This window comes from Bradyrhizobium huanghuaihaiense (assembly GCF_007830635.1).
GTDB lineage: Bacteria > Pseudomonadota > Alphaproteobacteria > Rhizobiales > Xanthobacteraceae > Bradyrhizobium > Bradyrhizobium huanghuaihaiense.
The window spans coordinates 139,024-160,988 of the sequence record NZ_VLLA01000017.1; the positions used below are offsets into that span (position 1 = coordinate 139,024).

Below are 21,965 nucleotides of genomic sequence, written 5' to 3' on the forward strand. Positions count from 1 at the left end.
CCCCTCCCCGGAACTGCTTTTCTGCTTTTGAGGGGATTAGAGGGTGGGACTATTCGAAGGTCAAGCGACTAGATTTCGCAGTCTTTTCGACTTTCGGACTTGCCTTGATCGACCGGCCGACGCACGCTCCCGCCAACAAAAACAGCTCGGGGAGGCACAGCAATCATGAAGCTTGGGTTCTTCACGATGCCGATCCATCCCCTGGACAAGGATTGGCGGCAATCCCTGAAGGAGGATCGGGAAGCCTTCCTGCTGGCGGACGAGCTCGGATTTTCGGAGGCCTATGTCGGCGAGCACGTCACCGACCGCGCCGAAAACATCACGTCCTGCGTCGCTTTCATCGCCTGGCTTGCCGCCGCCACCAAGCAGATCAAACTCGGCACCGGCACGGTCAACATGCCGAACAGCCATCCGGCTGCAATTGCCGCCTCCATCGCAATGCTCGACCACATGCTCGACGGCCGGCTGATCTTCGGCATCAGCCCGGGCGGCCTGCTGTCGGACGCCGAGCTGTTTGGCAATCTCGGGGCCGATCGCAATGCGATGTTCCTGGAGGCGATTAACCAGGTCCTGGCAATCTGGGAGGGCAAGCCACCCTACAATCTTGCCGGCAATTACTGGAACATCTCGATCGAAAAGACCCTGATCGAAGACATCGGTCAGGGCTTCATTGCAAAGCCACTGCAGCGTCCGCACCCGCCGATCGTGGTCACGGCCGTCGCGCCCTTCTCCAAGGGCGTCACCGAGGCGGCCGCGCGCGGCTGGGAACCGATTTCCGCCAACTTCCTGATGCCGGCATGGGTGAAGAGCCACTGGCCGAAATATGTCGAGGGCTGCGAGCGCGCCGGCCGTCCGGCCGATCCCGCCAACTGGCGCGTGGCCAAAAGCGTATTCGTCGCCAAGGATGCCGCTACCGCCAAGGCCTACGCCACCGACCCTAACGGACCTTACGTCTACTACTATCGCTCGCTCTTCACCAAGCTGAAGCGGAATGGTCGCATCGAGCTGTTCAAGACCCGGCGCGACCAGCCCGACGATGAGGTGACGCTGGAGTCGATCTGCGAAAAGCTCATTATTTACGGCACACCGGAGAGCGTCGCCGACCAGTTGCTGGCTTTCCAGGAGGAAGTCGGCACCTTCGGCACGCTCCTCTACGCCGGCAAGGACTGGCGCGATCGCGAGGCCGGCCGCCGCTCCATGATCCTGATGGCCGAGCAGGTCATGCCACGCGTGAACGCGGCCTCTGCCCGAAGCCGCGACGCCGCAGGTTGAGCGCGATGGCCCTTTCCGATCGCATCCCCTATCTGGCGCAGGTCGACCGCCCGAAGCTCAAGCTGCCCGGCGGCAAGAGGCTCGCCGTCTGGGTCATCCTCAATGTCGAGGAATGGCGGATCGAAAACGCCATGCCTCGTAGCGTGCTGTCGCCGCCGATGGGGCAGCCGCTGTTGCCGGACGTGCCGAACTGGTCGTGGCATGAATACGGCATGCGCGCGGGTTTCTGGCGCCAGTTCAAGGCACTCACGGAGCGCAACATCCCGGTGACGCTCGCGATCAACGGCAATGTCTGCAACTCCTATCCCCGCGTCGCCTCCGCCGCACTGGAAGCCGGGTTCGAGTTCATGGGCCACGGCTTCCTGCAGGGGCCGATGCACAAGCTCGATGACCAGGCCGACGCGATCAAGCGCGCGGTCGACACCATCGCCCAGTTCGCCGGCAAGCCGCCGCGCTCATGGGAGAGCCCTGGCCTCACCGAAACCGAGGCAACTCTGGACCTGCTCCGCCTCAACGGCATCGAATATGTCGCGGACTGGGTGATCGACGATTTGCCGCAGGATGTCGCCACGCCCCACGGCACAATCACCACCATCCCCTATTCGGTGGAGACCAACGACATTGTCATCCATGCGCTGCAGCATTTGCCGTCCGAGCAGTTTTTGAAGCGCTGCACCGACCAGTTCGACCGCCTCTATCTCGAAGGCGCCGATAATGCGCGGGTGATGGCGATCTCGATCCATCCTTACATCACCGGCGTGCCGCACCGGATCAAATATCTGGAGGCGCTGCTCGATCATGTCATCTGCCATGATGGCGTCGCCCTGATGACCGCAAGCGAAATCGGCGACTGGTATCGCGCCGAGATGGCGGGGAAATAGCGCTGATCTATTTGCCGTCGCCGGGGATGAATTGCCATCCGCGTGCGCTGCCCGGGCTGAAATCACCGCCCAAGTGCTTTATTGATGCCGGCCAGACCGATCCGCAGGAACGGGTCCGAATGGATGTAGAAATACTTGACGCCCCGCTCGAGCCAGAACGGTAATTCGTTAGACGTCACGAGCGTCCCGGCGATCTTGCCCGCGGCGCGGATCTTCCTGACTGCAAGATCGACCCGCTCGGTGACGGCTTGCGGCCGTGGCTGTCCGAAGGGCGGCGCCGGCGGATAGCCCATGTTCTGCGAGAGGTCGCCGGGCCCGATGAAGAAAACATCGATGCCTTCGACTGCCAGCAGCGCGTCGATGTCGTCGATCGCGTTCGGCGTCTCGATCATGGAGATCACAAGCCGCTTCTCGTAGTCGGCGGGACAGGCGTAGCGCACCGCATCGACGATGGCCCGCGCCTGCTCTGCGGTATCGACCATCGGCACCATCAGGCCGTCGGCGCCGGCGTTGAGATAGCGGATCAGGACGGGCCGCTCATGGGAATGTGGGCGGACGATCGCAGCGCCGCCGGCACCGCGGATGGCCTGCGCGGTCACGCGCAGGTCCTCGAAGCTCCAGGTCCCGTGCTCGCAATCGACGAAGATGGCGTCCGCGCCGAGCTCGACCAGCCGCACCGCCAGTCCCGATGAGGCATGGTGCGGCGTGAACATGGTGACCGCCTCGCCCTTGACAAGGCGCTCGCGCAACTTGGCTCCGTTCATGGGAGATCCTCTCTAGCTCTTCGGCTTGTCGGCAAGACCGGCAGGCGCGCCGACCCAGCGGGCCGTCTCGATGTCCGCGGACGTATCGCGCATAAAGGTCGGGCAGATGTGCAGCTCGGGAATCATGGCGCCCTTCTGCAGGCTCGCGCAAAGCAGCACCGCGCGTGCAACGTCGTGCGGATTGAGCATCACGGCGCGTTCGCTGTCCAATGGCGGGCGGGCGCGATTGTCCATGATCGGCGTGTCCGTCTCGCCCGGCAGGATCGTCGTCGCGCGGATGCCCTGATTGCGGAACGTGTTGTGCAGGAAGGTCATGAAGTTCTTCACCCCGGCCTTGGCTGCGCCGTAGGCGGCACCGCCGAGCAGGTTCGGATTGACGACCGCGAGCGAGGAGACCGTGATGATCGTGCCGTCCTTCCTGGCAAGCATGCCGTCCAGCACGGCCTGGGTCAGATTGAATACCGCCGTGAGATTGACGTTGACCGTGGCGTTCCACTCGGTCTCGCTGATGAACCGCGCGTTCAGCACCTTGCTGGCGCTGCCGGCATTGTTGACGAGGATGTCGATCGATCCGACGTTACCTTTGACCCAGGCAACTGTCTCAATGATCGCCTCGCGCGAGGCAACGTCGAGCGCGTGTGCGACGGCTTTGCCACCCGCTTTCTCGATCGCGGACACGACCTGCTGAAGCGGCGCGATCCGCCGCCCGGTCAGAACAACGGTTGCACCTTCCTGGGCGAGCAGGATCGCGGTCTCACGCCCGATCCCCGTGCCAGCCCCCGTGACGAGCGCAATCTTTCCGTCGAGCAGCCCCATGATTCACCTATTCGGCGGCAGTCGCCGCCAGGCTTGAGCGTTGATATCCGTAGAACTGCCGGGCAGCCTGCGGCGTAATCAACCCCTCCGCAAGATCGAGCTCAATCGATGCAGCCGAGCGTTCGGACGTCTTGCCCCAGCCACCACCACCGGGCGTCTCGACTTCCAGGCGGTCTCCGGTCTTCAAGACGACCTTGCCCTTCGGAAATTGCGGTTCGCCGTTCTTATACACCTTGCCGGCGCTGCCGGACTGACCACCGACCACACCGAAGCAGGGATGACGCACCCGTTCGGAGGCAAGATAGATATTCATCGGATTGCGGCCGAGATTGCGCAGCACCACGTGCTGGCCGAGACCGCCCCGGCTCTTGCCGGCGCCGCCGGAGTCCGGAATCAGCTCCTTGCATTCGACCAGCGCCGGCACGGCTATCTCGAACATCTCGATGGCGGTGACCCTGCAATTGGACGGGAAGCTCAGCGTGTCGAGGCCGTCGAACTCAGCGCGCGCGCCCTGCCCGCCGTGGAAATTCTGCACGGAACCATATTGCGAGCCATCGTCGCGCCGACCGACGCAATTGGCGGCCCAGATCGGCGCGCCGCCACTGTCGCCCATGACCTTGTCGGGCACCACGCTCTCCAGCGCCTTGAAGATCAGCGAGGGAATGACGTGCCCGATCAGGTTTCGCGAATTGCCCGCCGTCCATTGCTGGGGATTGAGGATGGAGCCGAGCGGCGCCTCGTCGGTGATCGGGGTGATGCAACCCTCGTTGTTCGGTGTATCCGGATCGAGCAGGCACTTCAGCGCATAGACCGAATGGGCGTAGCGGTAATTGGTGCGGCAATTGATCGAGTGAAGGATCTGGTCCGATGTCCCGGCGTAGTCGACGTGGATGGAATCGTCGCGCACAATGACGGATGCCTTGAGTCTCACGTCGGTGTCATAGCCGTCGAGCAGGACCTCGGCAGAATAGGTGCCGTTCGGCCACTGCCGAATGGCCTTTCGCGTCTGGGCCTCGGAGCGCGTATGGATGGCGTCCGCGAGTTCGTCGATGCTGTCGAGATCATACTCATCGAGGAATTTCAGGAGCTCACGCCCCATGACGTTGTTGGCCGCGACCATGGATTCGAGATCGCCCATCACCTCGGTCGGGAGGCGAACGGAGGCAGCGATGATGTCGAGCACATCCTGGTTGGGAACGCCCGCCTTGTGCAGCTTCACGATCGGAAAGCGAATGCCCTCTTCGAAGATGTCGCTGGCTTCCGAATGCAGGGGAGCGCCGCCGATGTCAGGCAGATGCGCGATCGAGCCGGCATAGGCCACGACCTTGCCGTTCTTGAAGATCGGCGTGATCATCGTCACGTCGGGAAGATGGCCGGTGCCGATCTCCGGATCGTTGGTGGCAAGGACGTCGCCCTCCTGCAACGTCTCCGCGGGAAACTTCGGCAGGAAGTATTTCTGCGCTGCGACCGGCAGCGAGGTGATGAATACCGGAATCGACCACGTACACTGCGCGAGCGCGCGGCCTCGGCTATCCAGCAGCACGGTCACATAGTCGTGGTTCTCGCGCACGATCGGCGAGAACGCGGTCCGGCCGAGCACGATGTCGGCCTGGTCGGCGATGAAGATCAACCTGTTCCACATCACCTGGAGGTTGATCGGGTCGTTGAAATCGGCAGCGTTCACGGACATGGATACGTGGTCCTCAGGCGATATTGATCACGAGATTGCCGTTGATATCGACGTGAGCGGTGCCGCTCGGTCCGACCACCGCAGTGGACTCGCGCTGCTCGACGATGGCCGGCCCCCTGATCTCCTCATCCACTGGCAATTTGTAGTGATCGTACACCGGCGTTTCGACGAAGTCGCCGCGCTCGCTGAAATAGACCAGGCGGGTCCCCTTCTTCGCCTGCGCGGCATGGCGTGTATGCGGTCGGGTCACCTGATCCTTCTGTCCGCCAGCGCGCAGGCGCCAGGTGATCACCTCGACCGACGAGCCTGCCACGGTCCGACCGAACAGCTCGCGGTAGAGCTTGAAAAAATTGGCGAGCAGCTGTTCGTGGAACTGCTTGGGCGGCAAGCTGCGCTTCGGCAGGGCGACGGTAATCTCGTGGCCCTGGCCGACGTGACGCATGTCGACGGTGTAAGTGTTGGTGATGGTCTCCGGTGCGACGCCCGCGGCACGGACGACCTCAGCGCCCTGGGCAGCGAGATCTCCCAGTAGGCGATCCATCGCGGCGAAATCCCAATTGTCGACCTGCATCGGAAAGCTCGCCGACAGATCGACGGCGACCGGCGCGATCAGCAGGCCGATCGCCGAGGTGACACCGGCGCCGGTCGGGCAGATGATGCGCTTGATACCGAGCTTGCGCGCGATGCCATAGGCGTGCACGGGCCCGGCGCCGCCAAACGCGACCATCGGCAGGCTGCGCGGATCGACGCCGAGATCGGTCGCGTGCACGGCCGCGGCCTTGCTCATGGATTCGTTCACGAGATCGTGGATGCCGAAAGCGCAGCGGGGAACGCTGACGTCGAGCGAGGATGCAAGCTTCGTCATCGCCGCGAGCGCGGCATCCTTCGAGACCTTGAACGAGCCGCCGACGAAGGATTCAGTGCCCATGTAGCCGAGCAGGATATCGGCGTCGGTGACGGTCGGCTCAGTGCCACCGCGCTGATACGCCGCCGGTCCCGGAATCGCCCCTGCCGAGCGCGGCCCGACATCCAACAGCCCGAGCGGGTTCTTTGCCGCGATCGAGCCGCCGCCGGCGCCGATCTCGATCATGCGGATCGACTGGATCTTGAGCGGGAAGCCCGAGCCCTTACGGAAGCGGTGATAGTGCGCGACTTCGAGATCGGTGCCGACCGTCGGTTCACCGTTCGGGATCAGGCACAGCTTTGCCGTGGTGCCCCCCATGTCGAAGGACAGCACGCTGCCCTCTCCGGCGATGCGACCGAACTCGGCGGCGGCAACCGCGCCTGCGGCTGGCCCCGACTCGATCAGGCGAACCGGCAACTCGGCAGCGCGGCTGCTCGGCACGAGTCCGCCCGAGGACGTCATCCAGAGCACCTGGCGATCGATGCCCTTGACGGCGAATTCGCGCTCGAGGTGAGCGACGTGTCCCGACATCTGCGGCCGGGTATAGGCGTTGACGACAGTGGTCGAGGCGCGATCGAACTCGCGCACTTCCGGGCAGACCTCGGAGGACAGCGAGACGAAGATATCAGGATCCTCCTCGCGCAGCAGCGCTGCGATGCGCTGCTCGTGGGTCGGATATTTGTAGGCGTGCAGCAGGCAGACGGCGACGGATTTGATGCCCTCCTCGCGCAGGCGGCCGGCGATCCCACGGACCGTCTCCTCCTCCAGCGCCGTGATGACCTCGCCATCGGCGGAGATGCGCTCGACCGCGCCAAAACTGTTCGCGCGCGTGACCAGTGGATCGGGATACTTCAAATTCAAGTCGTAGAGATCGTAGCGCCCCTCGTTGCGGATACGCAGCATGTCCTGGAAGCCGGCGGTCGAGATGAAGCCGGTCTTGACGCCTTTTCGCTCCAGCACGGCATTGGTGACCACGGTGGTCGCGCCGAGCACCTGTAGTTTGTCGAGATCGACGACATCACCAAACTGCTCGAGCAGTTCGGATACGCCGCGGACCACGGCTTCGGCGGGATTGTTGGGCGTGCTCAGCACCTTGTGGAGATGCAATTCACCGTTGTCGTCGAGCAGCGCGAAATCGGTAAAGGTTCCCCCGGTGTCAAATGCGAGCTTGGCCATCTTTTTCCTCGAAGCGATCGCCGTGCAGGATGACGAAGGATTCTCGAGCTGCCTGCTGAACCGTGCGATCGAGCTTCAAATCGGGAACGCCGGGTTCGACGATGTCTTCGACGGTAGGAAATGCACCTGCCGCTGGCCAACACAACTCCGGTCTGCCGCCATAGGTTTTGCTTATGGCGTGCGGCGATCGGCGTCTAAACGGCTCGGATGCCTTGCGGATGGCCGCGCATCAGCTTCTCCACGACCGTGAGGAGTACCGATCGGGTCGCCAGTGCAGGCTCCGAGAGCGGCAGATGATCCGACACGCACAGCGAAACGGTCGCTTCGATTGCGGGACGAATGAGCCGCCGGACCTCGACGCCCTCGAAGCTGGATGCACTTGCCGCCACCGAAGCCGGCAGGATGGTCGAGCCGAGCCCTTCCGTGACCGCCGCTCCAAGCGCCGAGACGGATTCGATCTCCGAGACGACGTTCGGCGTCACCCGCGCTCGCGCCAGTGATTCATCGATCAGGCGCCGCAGGAAATGGCCCTGGCTCGGCAGCAGCAGCTTGACGTCGGCGAGCGCCGACAGCGGCAGCGGCTCATCCCCCTGCTTCTTTCCCGCCTGCTCGGCCCGGGAGACCAGATACAGTTCCTCCCGGAACAACGGCTGGAGCTTGACGCCCTTGATGGGGCCGGAGCCATAGATCATGGCCATGTCCATCTTGCCGGTCATGATGAGTTCGCTCAGCACATGACCGAAACTGTCGTTGATATGGACGATGATCTGGGGATGCAGCGTAGACATCTCCTTCAGGATCGGCAGCGACAACGTGCTCGATGCCGAATAGGTCGCCAGCCCGATCGACACGCGGCCAGCCAGCGCCTTGGTCGATTGATCGATATCGATCTGCGCCTGCTCGATCTGCTTCAGCAGCAGTTGGGCATGCCGGTAGAGGATGAGCCCTGCTTCGGTGGGGACGATGCCGTGATTGCTGCGCAGAAGCAGCTTGTGCTTGAAATGACTTTCGAGCGCAGCGATCTGCTGCGACAGCGCGGGCTGCGCCGTCCGCAACAGGCCAGCGGCGCGCGAGACGCTGCCGGCGTCGACGACTTTGACAAAGCTCTTCAGCTTTCTGAAATCGACGCTCATCTCAGTCGAATGCCAGCCCTGAAAACACAATCTAGATTAGCACTATCCTTTATCTAGCACATTGATTTCAATGAGATTCTTGCTCAAGCAGGCGGTTTTCGGGTGCCACTTCAGCGCAGTGCCTTGCAGGCCTTCTCGATACGGTCGCAGGCTTCCCTGATCGCTTCCATCGAGGTCGCGATCGACAGGCGGAAATACGGTGAGAGCCCGTAAGCCGCGCCGTGGACGGCCGCCACGCCGACGCCATCCAGGAGATAGAGCACGAAATCGAGATCGTTCTCGATGACCTTGCCATCCGGCGTGGTCTTGCCGATGACACCGGCGCAGCCGGGGTAGAGATAGAACGCCCCGTCCGGCGCCAGACATGACAGACCCGGAATCGCATTCAGCCGCGCGCAGGCATAGTCGCGCCGCTCCTTGTAGAGCTTGACGCTGTCCCGCACGAAAGACTGGTCGCTCGCGAGCGCATGGGCGGCCGCAGCCTGGCTGATCGACGAGGGACATGACGACATCTGCGATTGCAGCTTGTTGATGGCGGCGATCAGCGGCGCGGGACCCGCCGCGTAGCCAATCCGCCATCCGGTCATGGCGTAGGTCTTGGACACGCCATTGGTGAGCAGAATGCGCTCCCTCAGCGCGGGCACGGCAGCCGCCAGCGTGGTCGCCGGCTCGTCGCGATACCAGATCTGGTCATAGATGTCGTCGGACAGCACCAGCACGTTCGGATGGCGGAGCAGGACCTCGCCGAGCGCCTGAAGGTCCGCTCGAGAATACGCCGCGCCTGTCGGGTTCGAGGGCGCATTGAGGATCAGCCAGCGCGTCCTTGGAGTGATGGCAGCCTCGAGGGCATCCGCAGTCAGTTTGAATCCCTGGTTTTCCGAGCAGCGCACGATGACCGGTTTGCCGTCGTTGGCGATCACCATGTCGGGATAGGAGACCCAATAGGGTGCGGGGATGATGACCTCCGCCCCCTCCTCCACGCTCGCCATCAGCGCCAGGAACAGGATCTGCTTGGCGCCGCCACCGACGCAGATCTCGTTGTCGGCATATTCGAGGCCGAGGCGGCGCTTGTAGTCGGCTATGATCCCCTTCCGCAGGGCGAGGGTACCGTTGACCGCGGTGTATTTCGTCTCGCCACGATCGATCGCCTCATGCGCGGCCGTCTTGACGTGATCGGGCGTGTCGAAATCCGGCTCGCCGATCGCCATGTCGATGATGTCGCGACCCGCCGCCTTCAGTTCGCGAACGCGAGCGGACGCCGCCGTGGTCGGAGAGATCTTGATGCGCGAGACGCGCGCAGCCGGCACGAAAATCGTCACTTTGGTCGTCCTTCAGGTTTCGAATATGTGGGTGCTCGTCCGCGGCGAACGCCGTGATTGCTAGTGCTCGACCTCGGTTTCGCCGCGCATGCGGCCCGTGAGGAACAATTCGCCGAGCTCGTCGTGGGTGATATCGGCAGGCCTGCCGTCCCAGATCACCTTGCCGAGGCGCAGGATCACCGCGCGCTGGGCGACCTCCATGGCCTTCTTGGTGTTCTGCTCGACCAGCAAGATGGTTTGACCGGTCGCGTTGATGCGGAGCAGCTCGTCGAAGACGATGCCGATTGCGCTTGGCGACAGGCCCACGGACGGCTCGTCGACCAGAAGGATCTTCGGCCGCTGCAGGACGGCCATGGCCACTTCCAGTAATTGCTGCTCGCCACCGGACATGTTTCCAGCCAAGGTATTGCGACGCGTCTTCAGGATCGGGAAGAGATCGTAGACATAGTCCCGCTCCGCTTTCACTTGACTGTCGCGCAGCGTATAGGCCGCCATCTGCAGATTTTCATCGACCGTCATCACCGGGAAATTGCAGCGTCCCTGCGGCACCCAGGAGATGCCTTCTGCAAGGATCGCGCGCGACTTCAGGGCCGTGATATCCTTGCCCTGCCAGCTGATGTTGCCGCCCTTGATGGTTGTCATCCCATAGAGCGTCTTCAGCAGCGTCGACTTGCCCGCGCCGTTCGGTCCCATCAGCGCGACGAACTGTCCCTGCGGGACGTCGAGATCGACGCCGTTGAGAATGTCGAGCGAGCCGTAGCCGGCGCGCAATCCCTTGATCGAGAGAGAGGGTTCAGCCACCGAGATAGGCCTCCCGCACTGCCTGGTTCTGGACGATATCGTCGGGCGTGCCCTCAGCAAGCTTGCGGCCCTGGTCGAGCACGACCACGCGCCTGCAGAGGCTCGTCACCACATCGATGTTGTGCTCGATGATGAGGAAACTGACGCCGAAGGAGGTGTTGGCGAGGCGGATGCTCTCGACCACCCGCTCGATCAGCTTGGGATTGATGCCGGCCATCGGCTCGTCGAGCAGAATGAGCTTCGGCTCCGGCATCAGCATCGAGGCGAACTGGATCAGCTTCTGCTGGCCGCCGGACAGCTTGCCCGCCGGCTGGAAGCGCACGTCCCATAGGCCGGCGATCTTGATCAGCTCGCGCGCTCGCTCTCGCAGCGCCGCGACGCGATTGCGCGCCGCCGATCCAATCCCGAACGTCGACCAGATGCCCGGAAAGGTGAACATCTGGCCGGCGATGACGAGGTTCTCCTCGATATCGAGCGCGGAGAACACCACGGTCTTCTGGAATGACCTCAGCATGCGGCCCTCACGGGCGATGTCGTTCAGCGACCAGCCGGTGATGTCCTGACCGTCGAGCTTCACAGCGCCGGCGCTGGGCTTCGCAAGCCCCGTCACGCAATCGAAAAAGGTCGACTTGCCCGAACCATTTGGGCCGATGAGCCCGCAGATCTCGCCGCGGTCCACCTGCAGATCGACGCCGTCGACGGCGCGCACGGCACCATAGGACTTGCAGAGGCCGGAGATGTCGAGGATCGGAAGGCCGGTCATTTGCGCCTCTCGAGGAAAGACCAGAAGCGGCCGATGAGCGGCGCGAATCCGCTGGGGAACCAGAAGACCAGCCCGAGCAGGAAGAAGCCATAGGCGATCATGCGCAGCTCCGGCGCGACGCGCAGCGCTTCCGTCAGCCCAACGAACAGCAGGCTGCCGAAGATGACGCCTGAAATGGTCCCGGCGCCGCCGCCGAGCACGATGATCAGCATCGTCGTCGAATAGTACATCTGGAACGTCAGCGGGCTGACGACGGTGAGGTAGTGCGCATAGAGGCTGCCGCCGAGGCCGGCGAAGGCGGCGCTGATCATGAAGACCACCAGCTTGTAGTGCCAGGTGGGAATGCCGACGGATTCCGCGAGCGTCTCGTTTTCGCGGATCGCGATCATGTTCCGCCCCGCCGGCGAACGAACGATGAGGTAAGCGACCAGCGTGGCGATCGCGGCGATCGCAAGCACCAGATAGTAGAAGCCGACCGTGCCGGAGACGGTGAACGACGCCGGCCCCAGCGCAAACCAAGGCTTTGGAATCGCCGCCAGGCCCATGTCGCCGCGCGTCAGGGTGATCCAGTTCTTGGCGATGGCCTGGCCGATGATGACGAAGCCCAGCGTGCACATCACGAACGAGGTCGCGCGCAGCCTCAGCGCCGGAATGCCGAGCGGCAGCGCGATGGCGCCGGCCATCAGTCCCGCCGCCAGGAAGTTTACATAGAAGGGCGTTCCGAAATGCACCGCGAGCAGCGCGGACGTGTAGGCGCCGATGCCGAAGAACGCGGCCTGCGCGAGCGACAGCAGCCCGGTGTAACCGAGCAGCAGGTTGAGCCCATGCGCCGGCAGAAGAAAGATCAGCGCGATGATCATCGCGTGCAACGGATAATTGCCGAGGAACAGCGGCGCGGCACAGGCCAGCGCCACCAGCGCGACGCCGAAGGGAACGCGGAGATCCCGTCCCGTCGTCGCTGCCGTGAGTTCAGCGGGCGTCATGTTCGGCTCTCGGGCGATCTCGCTCACCTGTCCTCACCACCGCATCTAGAAGCGCGCCTGCGCGGAAAAGAGCCCGTGCGGACGCCACATCAGCACCAGCATCAGGGTCGCAAAGCCGACCGTGTCGCGGAATTGCAGGCCGACATAGGTGGCAACCAGGCTCTCAGCGATACCGAGGATCATGGCGGCGACGAAGGTGCCGCGCACGTTGCCGAGCCCGCCCATGATGATGATCGGCAGCGTCTTGAAGGTGATCAGCTCGCCCATGCCGCCATAGACGCTCACGTTCACCGGCGCCGTCAGCACGCCCGAGAGCGCGGCAAGACAGGCACCGATGATGAACGTCCACAGTGCGATGTGGCGAACGTCGATGCCGACCACCGCGCAGCACTCGATGTTCTGGGAGACCGCGCGCATGGCCTTGCCCATCCGGCTGTACGTCACCATCAGTTCGAGCCCGACGAAGGTCACCAGGCCGACGATGATGATGAGGATGCGCTGTTCGGCCAGGGTGAAGCCGAAGACGCTCACCGGCTCGATATAGCCGCCGGAGAAGAACTTGTAGCTGCCGCCGAACAGCAGGATGACCGTGTTCTGCAGGATCAGGGCGACGCCGAGCGTGGCGAGAACGCCGGCCTCGGCCGGCGCTCCCACGATCCGCTGCATCACGAAGTTACCGACGACGACCGCGATGACCGCCGTCGCAATCACGCCGATCACGAGCGCGACCGGATAGGGCAGATCGAAATAGTCGATCGCGAACCAGGCCCCGAAGGTCCCGAGCATGTAGTATTCGCCGTGGGCGAAGTTGATCGCGCGAAGGACGCCGAAGATCATCGTCATGCCCACGGCAACGATCGCGTAGACCGATCCGGAAACGATGCCGTTAACGACCTGCTCGGTGATCGTGTAGAACATGGTGCCTACCGTTCCGCGGGCTTACTTGGGATAGTCGATCTCGGCCTTGTAAGCTCCCTTGATCATGGGCTTGCCGCCCTCGATCTCGAGGAGAATCATCGGCAGCCGCGCCTGGTTGTGGTCGTCGAAGGTGACCTCGCCGACCGCGCTATCATAATGAATGCCGGAGAGCGCGGCGCGGACTTTCTCGCGATCGATGCTCTTGGCCTGCTCGATCGCCTTGGCGAGCAAATGCACCGTCTCCCAATGCACGTAAGCGTGATTGTTGGGAGCTTCGCGGTATTCGGCGGTGAACTTTTCGACGAAGGCCTTGCTCTTCGGAGAGTCGTACGCCGGAAGCCAGGCTGCGGCCTCGATCGCCCCCTCCATCGCCTTCGGCGCCGCCTTGATGGTGCTCGCCGTATTGAACTCGGCGTTGCCGATCAGCGGGATCTTGCCTGCGATCCCAACCTCCATCATCTGACGCCCGACGATGGGCGAGGAATCGGCATTGCCGTACATGATGATGGCCTGGGCGCCGGAGTCGCGAATCTTGGCGAGCACGCTGCGGAAATCCACCTCGCCTTCCTTGTAGTAGTCTTCCGTCAGGATCGCGCTCTTGAAGCGCGGCAGGTACTTCTTGGTGAACTGAATGGCGGCGCGGCCGTAGTCGCTGTCGACCGAGAGCACGGCGTATTTGGTGAAGCCCTTCTTCTCGGCGGCGTATTGCAGCACGAGGAGGGCGCGGTTCTCGTCGGTCGGATAGTTGCGGAAGGACCATTTGAAGCCGCCGGCGCCCGCCTTGTAGGTGATCATCGGGTTCGATGAGGCCGCATTGAGCAGAAGCACGCCGGCGTCCTCGACGACCGGCTGCATGGCCAGCGTGACCGAGCTCGAGACGTCGCCGATGATGAAGTCGACCTGGTCCTGGTCGATCAGACGGCGGGTCGCGGAAACGCCTTCGACCGGCGTACCCTGGCTGTCCCCGGGCATGACGTTGATCTTGCGTCCGCCGACGCCGCCGGCGTCGTTGATCTCCTTCGCGGCCATCTGGGCACCGCGCATCGAGAAGGCGCCATATCGGGCGTTCGGGCCGCTCATCGGCGCGACGAGGCCGAGCCTCACCGTTCCATCTTCACTTCGCGCGGCGAAAGCACCGGAGGAAACGGCCTGGAGCCCAACCAGAGCGGTTCCGATACAAAATGCCCGTCGGCTCAACTCGATCGTCATTGCCCGCTCCGTTGCTGCCACAAAATGATGCGCCCGCGAACTCTGCCACTTCGGTGGTCTTGCCCTTGGAATTTTTTGCTGCGGCCGACGGTAAAAAATAGATTTACGTTCGATGACAGGGGAAGCACGACTGTCCTCTGCCGCCATAGCGAATTCTTATGGCGGGGAGCGGTTATCAGAACCGATGGTTGAGGCCGCGCATCGGGCTTACATGACTGCGGATCGTAGCCGAGGGAGAGACTGCTCCGATCGGGTCAGCGGATCTCGTTCACATAGCGATGGTGCGCGGTCGTCGCGCGGTGTTCGCTGAGAAGCGCCAATGCGCCGGTCTGATCGTAGGCCTCTTCGTGAATGGCCAGGACGGCGCTTGGCGATCGCAAGCCGAGCAGGCGCCGGTCTTTTGCGTCCGCGATCTCTGCCGACAATTTTTCGCGAACTGCAGCAACGCGGATGCCGTAGACGTCGAGCAGATGAAGGTAGAGGAGCGCCGGCACGCGTGCCGGTTCGCGCGGAAAATCGGGCACGCGACGCGCGAGCAGCTTGATCTGCGAATGCATCACCGGCACGCTACCGACTCTGCGGATGCGATCGAGACACAGCAGCGGCTCACCCGCCGGCTCCGAAAAGAGCGCAGCTTCCTCGGCGCCTGCCGGCCGGATTGTCACGGACAAGACCTCAGGGACGGAGCGCTGCAGGCCGCCATCCTCGCCGTGCAAGCGGAAGTACTGAAAGAAGAAGCGAAGGCTATGCTGCGGAGCACGGCCGGTGACGACAGTGCCGGTCTTGCGACGGCGCACCAGCATGCCGTCGGCAGTCAGATCCGCCAGCGCCCGGCGAATGGTGCCAACCGCAACGCCATAACGTGTTGCAAGCGCAACCTCGCCGGGCAGCACCGTACCCGGAGCCAGGTCTCCAACCAGGATCGCCTCGGCGATCTGCCGCTTGACGTGCTCGTACAGAGGAACCGGCAGGCTCGACGAGCCCGTCACCGCCGCTTTTGCCTGTTTACCGGTCACGCCTGCCTCATTCTTTGGAATTGACAGCAATCGGTTCTCATCGTGTATTTCTTTATAGAATATAGAAATGAGCCGCCGCAAATGGTTTCTCCGCCCATCCGTCCAGGGCAGTCCGGGCTAAGCTTGGGATTCGCCGAGATCGAACGCGCCACCGAAAGCGCGGTCGACGATCTTGCGCGGATGGTCGCGGTCGACACGACCTTCCCACCCGGTGCGGGCTACCAGGCCTTTGCCGGATTGATGGAGAGCTTCGTCGCGCCGCTTGGCCTCGAGTGCCGGCGCATCGACGTGCCCGAGCATCTGTGGCGTGTCCCTGGCGGCCCTGCGCACGGCGCGCGCACCAATCTCATCGCACGCCGCCGCTCCGGCAGACCGGTGCTGGGACTGTATTTTCATGTCGACACCGTGCCGGCTGCGCCGGGCTGGGCCACCGATCCGCTGCACCTGACGCGCGATGGCGACCGTCTGATCGGCCTTGGCGCCGCCGACATGAAGGGTACGATCGCGGCCGTGCTGCTGGCGCTGCGCGCCGCCGAACGGACCGGCCTGCCGCTCGGCTATGATCCAATGCTGCTGTTCTGCACCGACGAGGAAGGCGGGCTCTACCCCGGTGTTCGCTATCTCGCGGATCAGGGCTTGCTCGAGGGGCACATCCTCAATTTCAATGGTGCGGCGGCGCCACGCATCTGGGCCGGCTGCTTCGGGCTCTTCACGCTGCTGCTGCGGGTCCATGGCCGGACGGTTCATGCGAGCGAAGCGGCAAATGCCGGAAGCGGCGCCAATGCCATCGAGGCCGCTCTGCCGATCCTCAATGCGCTCGCCGCGTTGAAGCCGGACATCTCAGAGCGCACGTCCGCCCTGCCCGCCCCGCCCGGCGCGACCCGCCCGCTTGCCGCACAGCTCGACATATCCGCCGCACATGGCGGCCAGTGCGGCGGCCAGATCCCCTCGCGGTTCGAGATCCTGATCTGCCGCCGCTACGCGCCGGAAGAGGATTTTTCCGCCGCACGTCGCGAGATCGAGGATGCGATCCGCAAGGCCGCGCCGCAGGCCGAGATCGAGATCGTCCTCACCGGTCACCTGATGCCGACGTCGGATCCAACCGGCCCGCACTGGCCGCGTTGGCAGGACGCGCTGTCGGCCGGCTTCGGCTACGCACCCGACGAATTCGCCAAATGGGGCGCGACGAGCTGTTCCGATTTCGGCTGGGTGCAGGCGACCGGCATGCAGGAGATCCTGCTGACGGGCCTCGGCCGGCCGAACAGCCGCATTCACGCGCCCGGCGAATTCACCACGCTCCCCGACATCGTCGCGCTCGCGAAGTCGGTCCTCGCGTACCTCTCCGCCGAATTCCGCCCTGATCTGTCGCCCGAAGCAACCGCCATTCGCTAACTCGAGGAGCCTACTGCCATGCTGTCCGTCACCCGCCGCCTGTTTCTCGCCGGCACGGCCATCAGCCTCGTCACTCTCCCCAGGATCGCCGTCGCCGATACGCCCAAGCGCGGCGGCGTGCTTCGGATGTCGCTCGACCAGGCCGCGTCGGTGATTCATCCGATGCTGGCGCGGGTCAATCCGGAATACCTCGTCACCGAATTGCTCTACTCCAACCTGACCCGGCTGAAACCGGACATGACCGTCGAGCCGGACCTCGCGCTTTCCTGGGAGCCGAACGAGACGCGCACGGAGTGGATCTTCAAGCTGCGCCCGGGCGTGACGTTCCATGACGGCTCGCCGCTGACGTCGGAAGATGTCGTCGCCAGCATCAATGCCATCCTCGATCCCAAGACCGCCTCGCCCGGCCGGACCAATGTCGGTCCGATCAAGGAGGTCGCGGCGATCGATCCCTTGACCGTCAAGTTCACGCTCACAGGCGCCTACGCCGACCTGCCGGTGGCCCTGACCTATCTCAACGCGCGGATCGTTCCGGCGAAGGTCATCGCCTCCGATCTCGCCAGCCTCTCCACGACCGCAAACGGCACCGGGCCGTTCAAGCTCGTGTCCTACGAGCCCGACCGGAAGATCGTGGTCGAACGCAACGCCGCCTATTACGACCCGACACGGCCTTACCTCGACCGCGTGGAATTGCTCGTCTATCCCGATCGCACCGCCGAAGCGTCGGCGATGATCTCCGGCGAGATCGACCTGCTGCTGACGACGACGCCCGGCGAATACGAGCGGCTCGTGAAGGCGAGCGGCGTCAAGGCGCTGCGCACGCCCTCCGGCCAGTTCCTCAACATCAACCTCGGATGCGACCAGAAGCCGTTCAACGACGTCAGGGTCCGCCAGGCGCTGGCACTCGCGGTCGATCGCGAAGCGACCGTCGGCTTCGTCGCCGGCGGCTACGGAACCCCGGGCAACGACACGCCGCTGAACTCCGCCTATCACTTCTACAAGAACATCCCGATGAAGAAGCCCGACGTCGCCAAGGCGAAGCAGCTCCTGGCCGAGGCCGGCTATCCCAACGGCATCGATCTGACGCTGATCGCGTCCGACAGGCCCGCGACCCGCACCCAGCTCGGCGTCGCGGTTCGCGAGATGGCGGCCGCCGCCGGCTTCCGCATCAACGTGCAGACCATGCCGCACGCGACCTATCTCGACCAGGTCTGGAAGAAGGGCAATTTCTACGTCGGCTTCTACAACATGCAGCCGACCGCCGACGCAATCTTCAACCTGCTCTACACGTCCAATGCGACCTGGAACGAGACCCGCTGGAACAACAGCGCATTCGATGCCGTCATCAATGCGGCCCGCGTCGAGACCGACGAGGCAAAGCGCAGCGCGCTCTATGCAAAGGCGCAGGAGATGATGAACGCGGAGGTCCCCACCGTGATCTCGGCGTTCTTCGACCTTCTTGCTGCACAGCGCTCCTATGTCGACGGCTACACGCTGCATCCGCGCGGTTCGGTGTTCCGCCTCGATCTGGTTTCGCTCGGCGCCGGCGCGCCGAAGCGCGGCTGAGGCGGAGACATCGGTGTCGCTCGCCTGGTTCGCGCGCCGTCTGCTGCTGATGGTCTACACCGTCATCGTGGTCTCGATGCTGGTGTTCGCCATCACACAGGTCCTGCCGGCCGACGCGGCCCAGTCGCTGCTCGGCGAGAATGCGACGCCGGAAATGCTGGCTGCGCTCAGGGCGAAGCTTGGGCTCGGCGCTCCGGCCTGGCAGCAGTATCTGCACTGGGCCGGCCGCGTCTTCACCGGCGATTTCGGCATCTCGATGCGGACCAGCCAACCCGTCGGCCCGGAGATGCTGAGCGCGCTGTCGCGTTCGCTGCTGCTCGCGGCCTCGTCCATCCTCGTCACGCTGGTCGTCGCCGTACCGCTCGGTGTGGTGGCGGCGCTGCGACAAGGCCGGCTCGCCGATACCGGCGTCAGCCTGATCGCGTATCTCGGTGTATCGTTGCCCGAATTCGTCACCGCAACGCTGCTTGCGCTCCTGCTGGCCGACACGTTGCATTGGCTGCCGGCGACGGGCTACGTCTCGCCGCTGGAACATTTCGGCGACGGCATCTCTCATTTGGCGCTGCCGGTGCTGACGATCTCGGTGATCCTCATCGCACACGTGATGCGCATGATGCGCTCCGAGACGCTGGACGTGCTGAAATCGGACTATATCCGCGCAGCGCGCTTGAAGGGCTTGCCGGAACGCACCGTGCTGTTCCGTCACGCGCTGCGCAACGCGCTGTTGCCGGTGGTGACGATCATCGCGCTCGATGTCGGCTACCTGCTCGGCGGCATCATCGTGATCGAGGAGATCTTCGCCATTCCCGGCATCGGGCGGGCCTTGATGGTCGCCATCACCGCGCGCGACCTGCCGTCGATCCAGGCCGGCGCATTGATCATGGCTGCGACCTACGCCGTCACCAACACGCTTGCCGACATGGCCTATGCCGCTCTCGACCCGCGGATCCGCTATGATTGAGCTGTTCGTCCGCCTTATCCGCAGACCGCAGGGGCTCGTCGGCGTCACGCTCCTGGCGCTCATCGCCATTGCTTGCCTGTTCGGGCCGGCGCTTGCCCCCTACGCACCGGAGAAGATCGATTTTCTCGGTCGGTTTCGTCCACCCGGCTGGCAGAACTGGCTCGGCGCGGACCAATTCGGCCGCGACATCCTGAGCCGCCTGATGGTCGGCGCCCGGTCGACCGTGCCAATGGCCCTGATCGCGACCTTCGTCGGCAGCGCGGCCGGCGCCATCATCGGCGTCGGCTCGGCCTATCTCGGCGGCCGGACCGACGAGGCCATCATGCGCACCAACGACGCGGTGATGGCGATCCCAGGCCTTCTGCTGGCACTGTTGCTGGTCTCGACGCTTGGCAACGGCGCCGGCAACGCCGTCATCGCCATCGCGGTGGCCTTTGCACCCGGCATGGCACGCGTCACCCGCTCGGTTGCGCTCAACGTGCGCAATCAGGACTACGTCAAGGCGGCCATCGCGCGTGGCGAGGGCGCAGTCTGGATCATCTTCCGCGAGATGCTGCCCAACGTGATGGCGCCGATCGTGATCGAATCCACCATTCGCGTGTCCTTTGCCGTGATGCTGTTCGCAACGCTCAGCTTCCTCGGCGTCGGCGCCCAGCCGCCTGCATCAGAATGGGGGCTGATGGTGGCCGATGCCCGGCAGTACATGTACCAGGCGCCGTGGGGCCTGATCATGCCGTCCACGGCGATTGCACTCACCGCCATTGCCTTCAACCTCGTGGGCGACGGCCTTCGCGACGCCCTCAATCCGAAGGACGAGCGGTGATCCCGGCCCTTGCCATCAAGAACTATACGCTCGACTACGCGACGGCCGCAGGACCAGTGCGCGTGCTGCACGACATTTCGCTTCAGATCGGTCCGGGCGAGGTGCTGGGTCTCGTCGGCGAATCCGGCTCGGGCAAGAGCTCGCTCGCCTGGGCGCTGATGCGCCATCTGCCGGACAATGCCCGAGAGATCGCAGGCTCCCTGCATCTCGGCGACACCGACCTTCAGCGCCTGAGCCCGCGGGAGCTGACCAGAATCCGGGGACGCCGGCTCGGCATGGTGTTCCAGGATCCGTCGACCTCGCTCAACCCGACCCTCACCATCGGCCGGCAGGTGACGGAGACGCTGATCCAGCATCGCGGCCTCAAGCAGCGCGAAGCGGACGCGCTGGCCGTCGACCTGCTTGGCCATGTCGAACTGCGCGATCCAGCCGCGATCATGCGACGCTATCCGCACGAGATCTCCGGCGGCGAAAAGCAGCGCGTCATCATTGCAACGGCATTCGGCTGCCGGCCCGACATCATTCTGTTCGACGAGCCGACCACGGCGCTCGACGTCATCACCGGCGCGCGCATCCTCGAGCTGTTCGCCCGGCTTCGCCAGGAAACCGGCGTCGCCGCGCTCTATATATCCCACGACCTCGCGCTTGTGACGCGGGTTGCCGATCGGGTCGCAGTGCTGAAACGCGGCCGTCTGGTCGAAGAGGCTCCGGCTGCCGACATCTTCCGCGCCCCACGCCATGCCGATACGCAGGCCCTCGTGCAGGCAGTGCCGAGGCCCGAACGGCGCCTCGTTCATGACAAGCCCGGTGACGAGATCCTCCTCTCGGCCTCGGACATCGAAGTCCATTACGGCCGAGCAAGCCTCTTCGGCCATGCGCCGCCGCCCGCGACGAAGAGCATCGGGCTGGACGTGCGGGCTGGAGAAATCCTGGGGCTGGTCGGTGAATCCGGGTCAGGCAAATCGTCAGTGGCGCGCGCGCTCACCGGTCTTGCCAGCTTCTCGGGCAAGGTCAAATTCGACAATCAGGCGATCACAGCCGCCCGCGACATGAACGCGGCCTATCGCCGCGACGTGCAGATCATCTTCCAGCATCCGGATTCCTCGCTCAATCCGCGCCACAAGATCGGCGAAATCCTGTCGCGCCCCCTGAAACTCTATGGCGGCAATGCCGCCGAGATTCCCCGCCTGCTCGAGCAGGTCCGCCTGCCGGCCTCCTATGCCGGCCGCTGGCCGCACCAGCTCTCGGGCGGCGAGAAGCAGCGCGTCGCCATTGCGCGGGCCTTTGCCGCGCGACCGAAGCTCGTGATCTGCGACGAGATCACCGCACCGCTGGATGTTTCCGTGCAGGCGCAGATCATCGAACTGCTGCTGGCACTGCGCGCCGCGACCGGCACCGCCTTCCTCTTCATCACCCACGATCTCAACCTCATCCGTCAGATCGCCCACCGCATCGCCGTGATGCGCCGCGGTGAAATGGTCGACCTGTTGCCGGCCGAGGATTTCGACGCAGAGCACGTTCATCCCTATACCCGCGAACTGATGGCCGCCTCGCCCGTGCCGGTCGGCTGACGACAAG

Annotated in this window: 19 protein-coding genes; 7 read left to right on the forward strand and 12 right to left on the reverse strand. The window is 64.1% G+C overall.

Features of this window, described 5'->3' with window-relative positions:
• Positions 1-165 precede the first annotated feature (165 nt).
• Together IQ16_RS29175 and IQ16_RS29180 are read left to right on the forward strand one after the other, a co-directional pair.
• Positions 166-1,272 carry an LLM class flavin-dependent oxidoreductase gene (locus IQ16_RS29175; RefSeq protein ID WP_018643059.1) on the forward strand — a complete coding sequence of 369 codons (1,107 nt, stop codon included), beginning with the start codon at positions 166-168 and terminating at the stop codon, positions 1,270-1,272.
• A 5-nt stretch (positions 1,273-1,277) separates the two neighbouring features.
• The gene (locus tag IQ16_RS29180; RefSeq protein ID WP_020607881.1) at positions 1,278-2,153 is read left to right on the forward strand and encodes a polysaccharide deacetylase family protein; all 876 of its coding nucleotides are present in this window, start codon (positions 1,278-1,280) and stop codon (positions 2,151-2,153) included.
• A gap of 62 nt (positions 2,154-2,215) precedes the next feature.
• On the opposite strand, the gene IQ16_RS29185 is transcribed toward IQ16_RS29180, so the two are convergent.
• The 12 genes from IQ16_RS29185 to IQ16_RS29240 all read right to left on the reverse strand — a co-directional run bounded on the left by IQ16_RS29185 (position 2,216) and on the right by IQ16_RS29240 (position 15,645).
• Positions 2,216-2,917: an HpcH/HpaI aldolase family protein gene (locus IQ16_RS29185; RefSeq protein ID WP_018643061.1), complete on the reverse strand. Its 702-nt coding sequence runs from the start codon at positions 2,915-2,917 to the stop codon at positions 2,216-2,218.
• 12 nt (positions 2,918-2,929) lie between these two features.
• The gene (locus IQ16_RS29190) at positions 2,930-3,733 is read right to left on the reverse strand and encodes an SDR family NAD(P)-dependent oxidoreductase (protein ID WP_018643062.1); all 804 of its coding nucleotides are present in this window, start codon (positions 3,731-3,733) and stop codon (positions 2,930-2,932) included.
• A 7-nt stretch (positions 3,734-3,740) separates the two neighbouring features.
• On the reverse strand, positions 3,741-5,423 hold the full coding sequence (locus tag IQ16_RS29195; protein ID WP_018643063.1) for a hydantoinase B/oxoprolinase family protein: 1,683 nt from the start codon (positions 5,421-5,423) through the stop codon (positions 3,741-3,743).
• 13 nt (positions 5,424-5,436) lie between these two features.
• The gene (locus IQ16_RS29200) at positions 5,437-7,503 is read right to left on the reverse strand and encodes a hydantoinase/oxoprolinase family protein (RefSeq protein ID WP_018643064.1); all 2,067 of its coding nucleotides are present in this window, start codon (positions 7,501-7,503) and stop codon (positions 5,437-5,439) included.
• 194 nt (positions 7,504-7,697) lie between these two features.
• The gene (gene nac, locus IQ16_RS29205; protein WP_018643065.1) at positions 7,698-8,636 is read right to left on the reverse strand and encodes a nitrogen assimilation transcriptional regulator NAC; all 939 of its coding nucleotides are present in this window, start codon (positions 8,634-8,636) and stop codon (positions 7,698-7,700) included.
• 110 nt (positions 8,637-8,746) lie between these two features.
• Complete coding sequence (locus IQ16_RS29210) at positions 8,747-9,955, reverse strand: aspartate transaminase (RefSeq protein ID WP_020607882.1); 1,209 nt, start codon at positions 9,953-9,955, stop codon at positions 8,747-8,749.
• A 60-nt stretch (positions 9,956-10,015) separates the two neighbouring features.
• The gene (locus IQ16_RS29215) at positions 10,016-10,756 is read right to left on the reverse strand and encodes a branched-chain amino acid ABC transporter ATP-binding protein (protein ID WP_018643067.1); all 741 of its coding nucleotides are present in this window, start codon (positions 10,754-10,756) and stop codon (positions 10,016-10,018) included.
• Complete coding sequence (locus IQ16_RS29220; protein WP_018643068.1) at positions 10,749-11,519, reverse strand: ABC transporter ATP-binding protein; 771 nt, start codon at positions 11,517-11,519, stop codon at positions 10,749-10,751. Before IQ16_RS29220 ends, IQ16_RS29215 begins: the two co-directional genes overlap by 8 nt.
• A complete protein-coding gene (locus IQ16_RS29225) occupies positions 11,516-12,502 on the reverse strand; it encodes a branched-chain amino acid ABC transporter permease (protein WP_018643069.1) in 987 nt (328 codons plus the stop codon). Before IQ16_RS29225 ends, IQ16_RS29220 begins: the two co-directional genes overlap by 4 nt.
• Positions 12,503-12,547: 45 nt before the next feature.
• Positions 12,548-13,420, reverse strand: coding sequence for a branched-chain amino acid ABC transporter permease (locus IQ16_RS29230; protein WP_018643070.1), 873 nt, complete (start codon positions 13,418-13,420; stop codon positions 12,548-12,550).
• Positions 13,421-13,441: 21 nt separating this feature from the next.
• Positions 13,442-14,629 carry an ABC transporter substrate-binding protein gene (locus IQ16_RS29235; protein WP_026312001.1) on the reverse strand — a complete coding sequence of 396 codons (1,188 nt, stop codon included), beginning with the start codon at positions 14,627-14,629 and terminating at the stop codon, positions 13,442-13,444.
• A gap of 254 nt (positions 14,630-14,883) precedes the next feature.
• On the reverse strand, positions 14,884-15,645 hold the full coding sequence (locus tag IQ16_RS29240; RefSeq protein ID WP_018643072.1) for a GntR family transcriptional regulator: 762 nt from the start codon (positions 15,643-15,645) through the stop codon (positions 14,884-14,886).
• Between the two features lie 81 nt (positions 15,646-15,726).
• Here IQ16_RS29240 and IQ16_RS29245 point away from each other — a divergent pair, with 81 nt between their 5' ends.
• Genes IQ16_RS29245 through nikE form a run of 5 tightly spaced genes read left to right on the forward strand, consistent with a single transcriptional unit; the run spans position 15,727 to position 21,958 of the window.
• Positions 15,727-17,037 (forward strand): M20 family metallopeptidase, encoded by a 1,311-nt coding sequence (locus IQ16_RS29245; RefSeq protein ID WP_026312003.1) that lies wholly within the window; start codon positions 15,727-15,729, stop codon positions 17,035-17,037.
• A gap of 18 nt (positions 17,038-17,055) precedes the next feature.
• The gene (locus tag IQ16_RS29250; protein ID WP_018643074.1) at positions 17,056-18,603 is read left to right on the forward strand and encodes an ABC transporter substrate-binding protein; all 1,548 of its coding nucleotides are present in this window, start codon (positions 17,056-17,058) and stop codon (positions 18,601-18,603) included.
• A 13-nt stretch (positions 18,604-18,616) separates the two neighbouring features.
• Positions 18,617-19,564 carry an ABC transporter permease gene (locus IQ16_RS29255; RefSeq protein WP_026312004.1) on the forward strand — a complete coding sequence of 316 codons (948 nt, stop codon included), beginning with the start codon at positions 18,617-18,619 and terminating at the stop codon, positions 19,562-19,564.
• Complete coding sequence (locus IQ16_RS29260; protein WP_018643076.1) at positions 19,557-20,387, forward strand: ABC transporter permease; 831 nt, start codon at positions 19,557-19,559, stop codon at positions 20,385-20,387. Before IQ16_RS29255 ends, IQ16_RS29260 begins: the two co-directional genes overlap by 8 nt.
• The gene (gene nikE, locus IQ16_RS29265; protein ID WP_018643077.1) at positions 20,384-21,958 is read left to right on the forward strand and encodes a nickel ABC transporter ATP-binding protein NikE; all 1,575 of its coding nucleotides are present in this window, start codon (positions 20,384-20,386) and stop codon (positions 21,956-21,958) included. The genes IQ16_RS29260 and nikE overlap by 4 nt, the downstream gene beginning before the upstream one ends.
• The last annotated feature ends 7 nt before the right edge of the window (positions 21,959-21,965 follow it).